Source organism: Klebsiella sp. CN_Kp088 (genome assembly GCF_040064335.1).
Taxonomy (GTDB): Bacteria; Pseudomonadota; Gammaproteobacteria; order Enterobacterales; family Enterobacteriaceae; genus Klebsiella; species Klebsiella aerogenes.
Map to the genome: position 1 here is coordinate 526,821 of NZ_JBEAIQ010000001.1, position 12,866 is coordinate 539,686.

Below are 12,866 nucleotides of genomic sequence, written 5' to 3' on the forward strand. Positions count from 1 at the left end.
CCTTAATGGAAGTGTGATGTTGTTAACATAACCGCCTTCCCTTAAATTTTCATTAACCTTTACCGAGGCTTAAAAAACTGCGTTAGCGCGAATTGAATAGCATCAGGGCTCTTTTGCAAAGAGCCCTGGGCAATGTTACTGCTCGGTGAGTTGCAGTTCAGCAATGACCGGCAGATGGTCACTGGCCGCTGACCAGTTAAATTCCGGCGAGTTATGCGGAATCTCCAGCTTCTTCACATCCCACTTTTGTCCTTTGAAGGTGAAAATGTGGTCGATATCAATAGCCGGGTTAACGGCAGGCCAGCTACGCGTATCCGTCCCCTGCTTCGACACTTCGTTAAAGAAATAACCGATCTCTTTCACCGGCTGTTCTTCACGGGTTGAATTGAAATCGCCAGCCAGGATCTTAATTGAAGAGGCGATATCTTTAAAATCAGACGCCGCATCGCCAATACTCAAATCGAGAAGATAGCGAGCCTGCTCGGTACGCATGGTGGGATCTTTTTGCCAGTCGAGATGGGTCACCATAATAATCGGCGCGGAATCAAAACCCGGTACATCAACCTGCGCCAGTAGCGCCACGCGCTGTTCCGCATTGCCTGACGGCAGCTTCACCACCTGAGAATGCAGGATTTTATATTTTGACAGCAGCCCCAGTCCGTATTCGCCACCGTCGAAATCCAACGCTTTACCAAAGGCATAATGCATATTGTTAGCATCGGCAATCGTCTTAAGCTGATCGATTTTCTGGCTGCGCTGAGTTTTGTTATCGACTTCCGGGACGGCAATAATATCGGCGTTAATTTTTTTAATCGCTGAATTAAGTGCCGTAAAATCGGCCACATTATCAGACGCTTCATTCTTGCCGATATTATAGGTTGCTATACGTAATTTCGGCTGATGCTGGGTATAGACTTTATCCGGCACCCCGCCTTTCTGTACGGCAAGTATTTCATTACCAGCAAGTTTCTCTGCTGCCTGGACGTTAGCCGCCAGGCAGGCCAGCGTCACCATCGTCAGTGCAATGCTCTTTTTCATTGGTATGCTATTCCCCTTGTTTAAGTATTCTTATATTAAGGGTACCGAGTGAAGACATTGATTATCGTGATGTATAGCGCAAACTTATAACGCAGAGTGAATTAAGTATCCCGAAAGATTTGAGGTTATCCACAAAACGAGTCGGTATCAGATCGCATAGATTGTGGATAACTCACTGCAGGCCCCGCCACTCCTGCCATTCTGCTTTGTGTTCATTATTCAACCGCATACGCGCCCATACAGGGATAGCCGCCTGTCCAGGCTCCGCCAGAATATGTAGATAATGTTTACCATTTAAAGCCGCATAATGAAGCCGTCAGCGTTATACTTCCTTCGCACCATCTGGCTCCACGTGACAGTTACTGAAGACGCTTCAGGCAGGTAACTTAGCAATAGAAACACCGCAGGTGAACTGCTAAGCCGCTGAAAGTAAATAGTTTACTCTCCCCGCTCTGCCTGAAGAAGTTTTAACGTATCAACTTCACCACCAGGAGAATATCCATGAGCAAACTTGGGATTAATGGATTTGGTCGTATAGGACGTTTAGTACTTCGCCGCCTGTTAGAAGTAAATAGCCCGCTGGAGGTCGTGGCCATCAACGATCTCACCTCACCGAAAGTCTTAGCCTACCTGCTTAAACATGACTCTAACTACGGTCCTTTCCCATGGAGCGTTGATTTTACAGAAGATGCGCTGATCGTTAATGGTAAAAAAATCACCGTTTATGCGGAAAAAGAGGCTCAGCATATTCCGTGGAAAGCCGCAGGCGCTGAGGTGATTGTTGAATGTACCGGTTTCTATACGTCGGCGGAAAAATCGCAGGCACACCTGACCGCCGGCGCGAAGAAAGTGCTGATTTCCGCCCCTGCCGGCGAGATGAAAACCATCGTTTATCACGTCAACGACGACACCATGAGCCCGGATGATACCATCATTTCGGTTGCATCCTGCACCACCAACTGTCTGGCGCCAATGGCTAAAGTGCTCAACGATGCTTTCGGCATTACCGTGGGCACCATGACCACTATTCACGCTTATACCGGTACGCAATCCCTGGTGGACGGGCCGCGTGGCAAAGACCTGCGCGCCTCGCGAGCGGCAGCGGAAAACATTATTCCGCACACCACCGGCGCGGCAAAAGCCATTGGTCTGGTGATTCCGGAGCTTAGCGGGAAACTGAAAGGTCACGCCCAGCGCGTGCCGACTAAAACCGGCTCAGTGACGGAACTGGTTTCCGTATTGGCGAAGAAAGTCACCGCTGAAGAGGTTAATCAGGCCATGAAAAATGCGGCGGCGAACAATGAATCTTTTGGCTACACCGAAGAGGAAATTGTCTCCTCCGACATTATTGGCAGCCATTTCGGCTCAATCTATGATGCGACTCAACTGGAGATCATGGAAGCCGGCGGCGTACAGCTCGTGAAAACCGTGGCCTGGTACGATAACGAGTACGGCTTTGTTACCCAGCTTGTCCGCGTACTGGATAAATTCGCGAAGTAAACTCAGAACCAGCGGATAGCTGCGGCTATCCGCCTTTCTCCCTACCCCAGCGTTCTGGCGTTCAGCGCCTCGCTCAAAAGCTTATCTTCACGCAAGCATTGCCACGCCGCGCTAACATCACGTGGGAAATCGACGTGGGTAATAAACCCTTTACCGTTGGGGCCATAACCCTGCGCGTTGTCCAGCAGACGCGGCAGCTCGCCAAGCAGCAGCGCCAGATAACGCCCCACCGGCCACAATCCACTATCGTCTCCGCTGAATCTCAGGCCAGCAGCGCTGTTTTCAAGCCGCGGCGAACAACCAGGATAGCTCCACCACTGCGGCTTCACCGGTGCCTCCAGCCAGACGCGGGCAAACGTCGCCATCGTCCGACGCTGCATGGTCGGATCCTGAATCACCACGCCAGAGGAATATTCCAGCCCACGCTCTTCCAGTAACCGGCGGGTAAACCACGCATTTTCGCCGCAGTTGGTTGAACGGTCCTCCACCACGATGCGATCGCGCGGAATTTGCCAGAATTGTTCGGCGATGTCCGCCAGGATATGCGATTCCGGACGCCCCTCTACCTGCAGCGCCTGATAGTGCGGATGCTTTTGTACGGCGTCGTAAAGAAAGGTCGTCGAATGACCAATACCGCCGCTTATCAATAGTGGAATCTGCCTCTGAGCCGCGAGCCGACAGGCGGCGTCAATGGTCGGGATCACCGCGTTACCGGCCAACACCGCAATCTGCGGCTGCGCATTCTGCGGCAAATCATCCTGCGCCAACCAGTCTCCGATGAGATTGGCCGCCGCTAACGTGTCGTGTGAAAGCGCCGGGAAATGCTCTGTCATACCCTTTCCTTCTTCTGTCCTGATCCAACAATGAAGTGTCGGGCGACATCATAAACCGCGCTACGGCGAAAAGGAAAATCCGGCAGCCACGCTTCAGCTGCCGGGTATCATCAGGCGCTGGCGTTATCCAATGCCAGTTGCCCTTCGCGCTTCTGTTTCACTTTCCAGAAGCACCATAGCGCGATAAACCACAGCGGCGAGGCCATCAGCGCCAGCAGCGTATCCGGGTCGAAAATCATAATGAAGATTGAGAAGGCGAAAAACAACAGGCTTAGCCAGCACATCACCACTCCCGCCGGCATTTTGAATTTCGACCGCGCGTGCAGGTCCGGGCGTTTATGGCGATACACCAGGTACGCCACGAGGATCATACCCCAGCTGAAAACCACCATGATCGCCGCCAGCGTTGAAACGATGGTGAACAACGTCATCACATTTGGCACCAGGAACAGCAGTAACGTACCGCTTAGCATGCAGAAGCAGGAGAACAGCAGGCTACGTACCGGAATGCGGGTATTACGCGATAGTATACGGAACTGCCAGTGCGCATGTTTTTCCACCGACAGGCCGTACAGCATGCGGGTACTGGAATAAACGCCGCTGTTCGCCGACGACATGGCCGACGTCAAGGCGACAAAGTTAATCACCGCGGCGGCGGCAGGTAGCCCGGCCTTGGCGAACAAGGTCACGAACGGACTGGCATCCGGCGAGACGCCCGGCCACGAGGCCACGGCAATAATCACCACCATCGACAGCAGATAGAAAATAATGATGCGCAGCGGCAGCGCGTTGATCGCCTTCGGCAGGATGCGCTCAGGATCGCGTGTTTCCGCCGTCATGGTGCCAAGCAGCTCAATACCGGTGAAGGAGAAGATCGCTATCTGGAAACCGGCGAAGAAACCGGTCACCCCGTGCGGCATAAAGGCCGTCGGATCGGTGAGATGGCCTAACGAAGCCTTCACGCCGTCCGGCGAAGTCCAGCCGATAGCAATCATCCACGCGCCGGTTAAAATCAGCGCAATAATGGTGATGACCTTAATCAGCGCAAACCAGAATTCGGCCTCGCCGAACATTTTTACCGACAACAAATTAAACAAGAACAGGATCCCAAGCGTACTCAACGCGGGCATCCACGCCGACATCTCCGGAAACCAGTACTGCATATAGCTGCCGCATACCACCACGTCGGCGATACAGGTCACCACCCAGCTAAGCCAGTAGGTCCAGCCCAGATAGAAACTGGCCTGCGGGCCAAGATAGTCGCCGACGAAATCCGCAAACGAACGGTAATCCAGGCGGGTCAGCAACAGCTCCCCCATCGCCCGCATCACCATATAGGTAAAGAAACCTACCAGTAGATAGATAAGCAGAATGGATGTTCCGGCGACGGCGATGTTTCTGCCCGCCCCCATAAACAGTCCGGTGCCGATAGCGCCGCCCAGCGCAATCATCTGAATGTGCCGGGCGCCAAGGCCGCGTTTGAGCTGCGACGGGCACTCCCCGCCGGCGGCAGGATGAACCTGCCCCTCACGTTGATGTTCAGTCATGTTGATTCCTTCAAGCAGGCATAGAAAGGCTTGGCGCGGTAGCGGTCAGCAACAGCCCGGCGCGTTGACCGGCGGCGACGCCCGCATTCGGAAACAGGATGTAGGGGGCGTCGGCATTGACCACCCAGGTTTTCTGTGCCTGACGGGCGATTTCATAGCCTGCCGGCAGCGCGGTAAAGTTTTCAATTTTCGGGTCGAGATTAAGGGTAAAACCGTTCTCGCTCTTGATGATGCTCTGCTGCACCACAAAGTATTCGACCGGCGCTTTGCTCCGCGGCGGCATGATGCCGTCGGCGATCAGCGCGCCGATCGCCAGTTCGGTGGCGGCAAACAAGCGCAAATCATTTTCACCGAATGGCATCACTTTCCCCAGTTCCAGCGTGGCGCTTTGCGCGCCGAACTTCTCGCTGGTGAAGTGGGTAAAGGTGCCGCCCGGTTCGGTATGGCGCACGATGGCGTCCATACCGCTGGCCTGCAACAGCTGATAAAAATCCGCGCTGTAGTCGCCATCATGAGCGGGGAGCAGCGCGAACTGCCGATATTTTGACCCGCGAATGGCGGTATGCAGATCGAGATGCGTGCGCGGCACCTTGCCGTGGGCATCGGCGCTACGGAAGAAGGCCTGTACGGCCATCTCCAGTTCAAAAGCGCGACGCGACTCGTTACCCGGCATCGCCGCCAGATGGCGGCCGCCAAACAGCCGGTTGAGATCGTTATGCAGATAGCGACGGCCGGCGCGAATGGCGGGCAGATTGCCGAACACCACCAGCAGCGCGTGGGTCAGCGGCTGTTCGCCCAGGCTTAATCCCTGCAGGATCTGCAGCAACATTTCAATCGGCGCGGTTTCGTTACCGTGCACCCCGGCGGAAAGCACCGTCGCCTGTCGCCAGGGCGTTTTTGGCAGCAGTTGCAGAATGCCATCGCCTAACCAACTGGCTTCGATAGTCGGCGGAAAGGTCCATGTCTGCAGTTTACAATGCAGTAAATCGTTGACGTTTTGTTCCATTCCCGGCCCCTTATCGCTGGAAGTCATAAATCGCGCCCAGATGTAAAATCTGCGTCAGCTCATCCAGCGCCTGATAAACCTCGCGCAGCAGCTGCGGGTCGGCGAGATCGCTGGCATGCAGGCGATCGCGATAATGCTTTTCAACCCACGCCGTCAGTTGCTGGTAGCGTTCGTCATTCATCAGGCTGTGAGTGTTGACCGCCGCACGCTCGGCATCGTTAAGCACCACCCGCAGACGTAAACAGGCCGGGCCGCCGCCGTTGCGCATGCTTTCACGTAGATCGAATGCCGCCACTTCATCGATAGGCGATGCGCTATCGGCGGCAAGAGCGGAGAGATAGCGCCAGACGTTTTCACGCTGACGGCACTCTTCCGGCACCACGATCAGCATTTTGCCATCGGCTTTGCTCAGTAACTGGCTGTTGAACAGATAAGAGTCCACCGCGTCATCGAGGCTAACCTGCTCGTCCGGCACTTCAACGCTGGTGAATGGAATATTCAGCCTGGCGTTGCTCTCCTTCAGCGTTGCCAGCACCTCCCGCTGCTGCAGGAAGGCGTGCTGATGATGGAACAGCACGTGGCGGTTGCTGACGGCGATAACATCATTGTGGAATACGCCATGGTCGATAGCCTGCGGATTTTGCTGAGCGAATACGGTGTACTGCGGGTCGAGCTGATGCAGACGCGCCACCGCTTCGCTGGCCTCCAGCGTCTGGCGTGCGGGGTATTTTGCTGGCGTAACACCGCCGCTGGCGCGCTTACCGTAGACAAAAAACTGCACGCCCTGGCGGTCATAATCCCCGCAGAAACGGTTATGGTTAGCGGCCCCTTCATCACCTAAATCGCCATGCTGCGGTAGCGCCGCGTGATGCGCAAAGTAGCGCTCATCGGCGAAGGTGGCCCTGAGGATGGCCGAGGTGATCGGCGCTTCCTGCATGCGGTGCAGCTTATTGTTGAGGTTGGCGACCGTAAAATGCACTTTTCCATCAGCGCTATCGGCCGACGGCGACACGGTGGCGGCGTTGGCGGTCCACATCGAGGAAGCGGAGCTAAAGGCCGACAATAGCTGCGGGGCCTCTTTAGCCGCTCGCTGGATAACCTGCTCGTCGCTACCCTGAAAACCAATACTGCGCAGCATCGTCATATTTGGCCGCGGCTGCGGCGGCAGAATGCCCTGAACAAAGCCACGATCGGCCAGGGTCTTCATCTTATAAAGCCCCTGCAGCGCCGCCTTCTTCGGGTTAGATAAACCGTCGCGGTTGTTTTGTGACGCTTCGTTGCCTACCGACAACCCGGCGTAGTGGTGCGTTGGCCCCACCAGGCCGTCAAAATTCGCTTCAAATCCAGACATAGTGTCCTCACAAAAACGGTTATCAGAATGGCAGACCTGGCGACGTCGTCGCCGGCAGCGTCAGCGTTTCGCTGACCAGAGAAGCCATCGGCCAGGCGCAATAATCGGCGGCATACCACGCCGAAGCGCGATGGTTGCCGGAGGCGCCGACACCGCCGAATGGCGCTTTGCTGGAGGCTCCGGTGAGCGGTTTGTTCCAGTTAACAATCCCGGCGCGCGCTTCGTCGGCCAGCTTGTCGAACAGCGCCGGGTCGGCGGAAATCAGCCCCACCGCCAGGCCGTAGCGGGTGTTATTGGCGATCGCGATCGCCTCATCGAACTGGTCATAACGAATCACGGTCAGCAGCGGGCCGAAGTACTCTTCATCCGGTACCGCGATCCCGGTAACATCGATAATTCCCGGCGTCAGCACGGTTGAGCGCGGATCAGGCTGGCTCATGCGCAGCAGCACATTGCCGCCCAGCGCTTCCAGCTTCGCCTGCGCCGCCAGCATGCCCTGCGCGGCGGTTTGCGAAATCACCCCGCCCATAAACGGCTGCGGATCGGCGTCCCATTTACCGGCGCGGATCTGCCGGCTGGCAGCAATCAGTTGTTCAAGTAGCGCATCGCCCTGTTCGCCGCGCGGTACCAGTAAACGACGCGCGCAGGTGCAGCGCTGCCCGGCGGAGATAAAGGCCGATTGAATAATCACGTGCAGCGCCGCAACGCTATCGACAACGTCGGCCACGATCAGCGAGTTGTTGCCGCCCATCTCCAGCGCCAACATTTTCTCCGGCTGGCCGCCGAGGTAGCGGTGGAAATGGAAGCCAGCGGCGGCACTCCCGGTAAACAGCACCCCGTCGATATCGCGGTTTTCCAGCAGCGCCTGGCCGGTATCTTTCGCCCCCTGCACCAGGTTCAGCACCCCGTCCGGGATCCCGGCCTGCTGCCATAGCTGAACGGTGAGTTCCGCGGTCGCCGGCGTCAATTCGCTCGGTTTAAATACCACGGTGTTACCGGCGATCAGCGCCGGGATAATATGGCCATTCGGCAGATGCCCCGGGAAGTTGTAAGGGCCAAACACCGCCATCACGCCGTGCGGCTTATGGCGCAGCAGCGCTTTGCCGTCCGGCATAGCGGACTCGCGATAACCGGTACGTTCGGCGTAGGCATCAATGGAAATCCCGGCCTTGCCGATCATCGCCTGTACTTCAGTACGGGTTTCCCACAGCGGCTTGCTGGTTTCACGGGAAATTAACGTCGCCAGCGCCTCTTTATTCTCTTCCAGCAGTGCAGCGAAACGCTGAACCACGGCAATGCGTTCGCTTAATGGGCGATGCGACCAGCCATAAAACGCCTCGCGCGCGGCAGTACAGGCGGCCTGCACATCGGCCGCGCCGGCGCTGCTCGCCTGCCATAAAATAGACTGGTCTTCCGGCGCCAGTTTGGTTAACGGCGCGCCTGCGCCCTGCTGCCACTTACCTGCTATAAACTGTGCGTTTACCGCCATGATCTGTTTTCCTCTGGATTGAGTGTCACCGCGTGAACCCGGTCGGTGGCATTGACCTGCAGGGCGTCCAGCGCCTGCTGTTCGAGCGCTCCCGGCGTCTCTTGCGCGATGAGCACCGCGCGGAAATTATCAAACTGTCCGTTGGCGACGATGGTTGGCGTCGCCTGCGGCGTCATGAGTTGCAGCGCCGGCAGCGAGTAGCTCTCTCTGATGGCGCGAATATTATCGGTTTCTGCTTCCAGTACCGGGCCGGCATCGAAGATGTCGACGGACCCGCGCCAGCTAAACCCCTCTTTTTCGAGAATAGCCCGCGCCGGCGCGGTATTAGCATGAACCTGGCCTATCACCTCGCGGGCATCATCCGGCAGCAGCGAGATGTAAATCGGGTAAGCCGGCATCAATTCGGCGATAAAGGTTTTCATCCCTGTACCGGTGAGGCGGTCGGCATCGGCGAAAGGAATATCGAAAAAGTGGTGCCCCAACGCATCCCAGAACGGCGAATTACCCTGCTCGTCGCTGCGCCCGCGCAGCTCGGCGAACAGATGCGGTGAAAACCACTCGCGGAACGCGGCAATAAAGACAAACCGCGCTTTGGAAAGCAGCAGGCCATTGCGGTTCTTCTGGTACTCAGGGTCCAGAAACAGGGTACAGAGTTCGCTGTGGCCGGTATGGTCGTAGCTTAAATTGAGCAAATCCTGATGCTTGTAAACCCCAAGCTCTTTCGATGCCCGTACCGTTTTCTGAATACGAAAATTGTAGAACGGTTCGTCGAGCCCCACCGCGACCTCAATGGCGCTGACGCCGACAACCCGGCTCAGTTCGGTATCTTCCAGAACAAACAGAAACCCCTGTTCGCCGCGCGTCAGCTTGCCGGCAAAGGTCTCCACGCTGCGTTTGATCCGTGCGGCGAGGCGCACGGCATCATTGGGCAGCGAGGTCATTCCCACGCCCGCCCGGGAGGCCAGGCGGACAATATCATCGAGGTCGTTTTCCCGTACGGGACGAAATAACATCATAGGCCGTCTCCCGGATTAGCTGGTTAAGCGGGCGACGGCGCGCTCAAGGCGCACGAAGGCTTCATCAATATCCGCCAGGGGAATATTGAGCGCCGGGGCGAAACGCAGTACGTCCGGCCCGGCTATCAGCGCGATCAGTCCCTCTTCCGCCGCCAGATTGGTCAGCGTTTTGGCTTTGCCGCGCAGATGGCTTGCCAGTTCGGCGCCAATCAGCAGCCCCATCCCACGCACGGCGCTAAAGAGATCATATTTGGCGTTCAGCGCATTGAGTTTATCGACGATAAGGGTATGGCGTTCGCCCACGCCCGCCAGCAGCGCGCTATCCATTTGCGCCAGCACGCTATTAGCGACGGTCGCCGCCAGCGGGTTGCCGCCGAAAGTCGTGCCGTGAGTACCCGGCTGGAACACCTGCGCCCAGGCCTCTTTCGCCAGCATCGCGCCAATTGGGAAGCCGCCGCCCAGCCCTTTCGCGCTGGTGAGAATATCCGGAACCACGTTGTAATGCTGGTAAGCATACAGTTGGCCGGTACGCCCGGCGCCGGTCTGCACTTCATCAAAAATCAGCGTCGCTTCATGCTCATCACACAGCTCGCGCAGTGCCTGCAGGAATTGCGGATCCGCTGGCATGACGCCGCCTTCGCCGATAATCGGCTCGACGATGACCGCGCAGGTGCGGGAAGAGAACGCCGCTTTCACCGCGTCGATATCGTTATACGGCAGATGGGTGATGTCCTGCGGTAATGGCGCATAGTCGCTGGAGTATTTCGGCTGCCCCCCTACGGTTACGGTAAACAGGGTGCGGCCATGGAAAGAGTTTTTGAAGGCGATAATTTCGCTCTTGTCAGCGCCGAATTTGTCGTGCGCATACTTGCGCGCCAGCTTCAGCGCGGCTTCGTTGGCTTCAGCACCGGAGTTACAGAAGAAAATTTTATCGGCGAAGGTCGACTCCACCAGGGTTTTCGCCAGCTGCAGCACCGGTTCGTTGGTATAGCCGTTGCCGATGTGCCACAGCTTATCCAGCTGCGCTTTCAGCGCCGCGGCCAGGGCCGGGTTAGCGTGACCCAGCGCGTTAACCGCAATGCCGCCAGCCACGTCAATGTACTCTTTACCCTGCTGGTCCCAGACGCGGGAGCCCGCCGCTTTCACCGGGATAAACGGCGCGGGAGCGAAACACGGAACCATATAAGCATCAAAATCTTCGCGAGTGATACTGCCTGACATAACAATTCTCCGGAACGAGGATCGGCGGCATAAATTGGCCAATCGTGAATAGTCGAATTTAACAATTTCCCTTTAGCCGTTTTCAGGGCGCACACGTCCCGCTGCGATGACAAATATTTTCACCACAACTGAAATAAGCCATTTTATTTGTATGGATATATGTTAATTCACGGTTAATACCTTGTGTATTGCGTGAGCTAATGCTGGGCCCTGACGAGCAACAAAGTCAATACAACCATGAATCATTTTATTCACTTTTAGAGGATCATCAAGATAATGAAAAATATGAAAAAATTATTTCTATATTCACTTATCTGCATAAAATATGCATATCCATGCATGACATACAGGCACCTGGTCGTGCTTATTTATTCAAATGCAACCCCAAAAAACTAACAAAAATGTAAAATTCGGAATAGCCGTCAAATACTGGTTTATAAAATTGGTGATAACATTCATCACACAGATTTTACTGCTGTACCTATTCCACGGTTTTACACGACACAAATAACATTGAGATACAGGACTCTTATGGAAAAGTTATCTTACGCATCTGAAAGTAGTACATCTCCATGGACCACTTACCTGCGCCAGATCGACCGCGTCGCGCCGTATCTGGGCGACCTCGCCTACTGGGTGGAAACTCTGCGTCACCCGAAACGCGCGCTGATCGTTGATATTCCAGTGCAGATGGATGATGGCACCATCCGCCATTTCGAAGGCTATCGCGTACAGCACAATCTATCGCGTGGACCGGGTAAAGGTGGTGTTCGCTACCATCCGGATGTCGATCTTAACGAGGTAATGGCGCTTTCTGCCTGGATGACCATTAAGTGCGCCGCGGTCAATATTCCTTACGGCGGAGCCAAAGGCGGCATCCGCGTCGACCCGTTCTCACTGTCTGAAGGCGAGCTGGAACGTCTGACTCGTCGCTATACCAGCGAAATCGGCATTATCATTGGGCCACAGAAAGATATCCCGGCGCCGGACGTTGGCACCAACGGTAAAGTGATGGCGTGGATGATGGACACCTACTCCATGAATCACGGCACCACTATCACCGGCGTGGTTACCGGTAAGCCGATTCATCTCGGCGGTTCGCTGGGCCGTGAAAAAGCCACCGGCCGCGGCGTCTTCGTCACCGGTCGTGAAGTGGCTCGTCGCAACGGGATCGAAATCGAAGGCGCGAAAGTGGCGCTGCAAGGTTTTGGTAACGTCGGCAGCGAAGCCGCTCGTCTGTTTGCAGACGTTGGCGCGCGCATTGTCGTGATCCAGGACCATACCGCGACCCTGTTCAACGAAGGCGGCATCGACATGCAGGCGCTGACCGCATGGCAGGCCGAGAACAAGAAGATTGCTGGTTTCCCGGGCGCGCGTGAAATCGCCAAAGAAGATTTCTGGACCACCGAGATGGATATCCTGATCCCGGCGGCGCTGGAAGGCCAAATCACCCGTGAACGCGCGGAAAAAATCAGCTGTAAGCTGATCCTCGAAGGCGCCAACGGCCCGACCTATCCGGACGCCGACGACGTGCTGGCCGACCGCGGGGTGATCGTGGTTCCGGACGTTATCTGTAACGCCGGCGGCGTGACCGTCAGCTACTTCGAATGGGTGCAGGACATGGCAAGCTTCTTCTGGAGCGAAGAAGAGATCAACGCCAAGATGGACCGCATCATGACCGATGCTATTGTTCACGTCTGCGATAAAGCCGCCGAGAAAGCGTGTTCTCTGCGTACCGCGGCCTACATCGTCGCCTGCGAGCGCATTCTGCTGGCGCGTAAAGATCGCGGCATCTATCCGGGCTAATGTCCAGGTAATCCAGATACGAAACCCGGGCTCGCCCGGGTTTTTTTATTTTTTTCTCC

Annotated in this window: 10 protein-coding genes; 2 read left to right on the plus strand and 8 right to left on the minus strand. The window is 56.1% G+C overall.

What is annotated here, in order from left to right; genetic code table 11:
• Positions 1–135: 135 nt before the first annotated feature.
• Complete coding sequence (locus ABLV08_RS02580; protein WP_032711752.1) at positions 136–1,038, minus strand: endonuclease/exonuclease/phosphatase family protein; 903 nt, start codon at positions 1,036–1,038, stop codon at positions 136–138.
• A 501-nt stretch (positions 1,039–1,539) separates the two neighbouring features.
• Between ABLV08_RS02580 and gap the strand changes: the two genes are divergently transcribed.
• Positions 1,540–2,538 carry a type I glyceraldehyde-3-phosphate dehydrogenase gene (gap, locus tag ABLV08_RS02585; RefSeq protein WP_015366361.1) on the plus strand — a complete coding sequence of 333 codons (999 nt, stop codon included), beginning with the start codon at positions 1,540–1,542 and terminating at the stop codon, positions 2,536–2,538.
• A 41-nt stretch (positions 2,539–2,579) separates the two neighbouring features.
• Here the strand turns inward: gap and ABLV08_RS02590 are convergent, their stop codons facing one another.
• The 7 genes from ABLV08_RS02590 to ABLV08_RS02620 all read right to left on the minus strand — a co-directional run bounded on the left by ABLV08_RS02590 (position 2,580) and on the right by ABLV08_RS02620 (position 11,001).
• Positions 2,580–3,371 (minus strand): YdcF family protein, encoded by a 792-nt coding sequence (locus ABLV08_RS02590; protein WP_048228799.1) that lies wholly within the window; start codon positions 3,369–3,371, stop codon positions 2,580–2,582.
• Between the two features lie 110 nt (positions 3,372–3,481).
• Positions 3,482–4,918 carry an amino acid permease gene (locus ABLV08_RS02595; protein ID WP_348855517.1) on the minus strand — a complete coding sequence of 479 codons (1,437 nt, stop codon included), beginning with the start codon at positions 4,916–4,918 and terminating at the stop codon, positions 3,482–3,484.
• A gap of 10 nt (positions 4,919–4,928) precedes the next feature.
• Positions 4,929–5,924 carry a succinylglutamate desuccinylase gene (gene astE, locus ABLV08_RS02600; protein ID WP_032708205.1) on the minus strand — a complete coding sequence of 332 codons (996 nt, stop codon included), beginning with the start codon at positions 5,922–5,924 and terminating at the stop codon, positions 4,929–4,931.
• 10 nt (positions 5,925–5,934) lie between these two features.
• Complete coding sequence (gene astB / locus ABLV08_RS02605; protein WP_348855519.1) at positions 5,935–7,275, minus strand: N-succinylarginine dihydrolase; 1,341 nt, start codon at positions 7,273–7,275, stop codon at positions 5,935–5,937.
• A gap of 22 nt (positions 7,276–7,297) precedes the next feature.
• Positions 7,298–8,764 carry a succinylglutamate-semialdehyde dehydrogenase gene (gene astD, locus ABLV08_RS02610; protein WP_348855521.1) on the minus strand — a complete coding sequence of 489 codons (1,467 nt, stop codon included), beginning with the start codon at positions 8,762–8,764 and terminating at the stop codon, positions 7,298–7,300.
• The gene (astA, locus tag ABLV08_RS02615; RefSeq protein ID WP_348855557.1) at positions 8,755–9,777 is read right to left on the minus strand and encodes an arginine N-succinyltransferase; all 1,023 of its coding nucleotides are present in this window, start codon (positions 9,775–9,777) and stop codon (positions 8,755–8,757) included. Before astA ends, astD begins: the two co-directional genes overlap by 10 nt.
• An 18-nt stretch (positions 9,778–9,795) precedes the next feature.
• A complete protein-coding gene (locus tag ABLV08_RS02620) occupies positions 9,796–11,001 on the minus strand; it encodes a bifunctional succinylornithine transaminase/acetylornithine transaminase (protein ID WP_047056591.1) in 1,206 nt (401 codons plus the stop codon).
• A 531-nt stretch (positions 11,002–11,532) separates the two neighbouring features.
• Here ABLV08_RS02620 and ABLV08_RS02625 point away from each other — a divergent pair.
• A complete protein-coding gene (locus ABLV08_RS02625) occupies positions 11,533–12,807 on the plus strand; it encodes a Glu/Leu/Phe/Val dehydrogenase (protein ID WP_015366353.1) in 1,275 nt (424 codons plus the stop codon).
• Positions 12,808–12,866 lie beyond the last annotated feature (59 nt).

Coding starts and splice junctions, on each gene's coding strand:
- ABLV08_RS02580 (WP_032711752.1), bottom strand. CDS start 1,038: ATGAAAAAGAGCATTGCACTGACGATGGTGACGCTGGCCTGCCTGGCG.
- gap (WP_015366361.1), top strand. CDS start 1,540: ATGAGCAAACTTGGGATTAATGGATTTGGTCGTATAGGACGTTTAGTA.
- ABLV08_RS02590 (WP_048228799.1), bottom strand. CDS start 3,371: ATGACAGAGCATTTCCCGGCGCTTTCACACGACACGTTAGCGGCGGCC.
- ABLV08_RS02595 (WP_348855517.1), bottom strand. CDS start 4,918: ATGACTGAACATCAACGTGAGGGGCAGGTTCATCCTGCCGCCGGCGGG.
- astE (WP_032708205.1), bottom strand. CDS start 5,924: ATGGAACAAAACGTCAACGATTTACTGCATTGTAAACTGCAGACATGG.
- astB (WP_348855519.1), bottom strand. CDS start 7,275: ATGTCTGGATTTGAAGCGAATTTTGACGGCCTGGTGGGGCCAACGCAC.
- astD (WP_348855521.1), bottom strand. CDS start 8,764: ATGGCGGTAAACGCACAGTTTATAGCAGGTAAGTGGCAGCAGGGCGCA.
- astA (WP_348855557.1), bottom strand. CDS start 9,777: ATGTTATTTCGTCCCGTACGGGAAAACGACCTCGATGATATTGTCCGC.
- ABLV08_RS02620 (WP_047056591.1), bottom strand. CDS start 11,001: ATGTCAGGCAGTATCACTCGCGAAGATTTTGATGCTTATATGGTTCCG.
- ABLV08_RS02625 (WP_015366353.1), top strand. CDS start 11,533: ATGGAAAAGTTATCTTACGCATCTGAAAGTAGTACATCTCCATGGACC.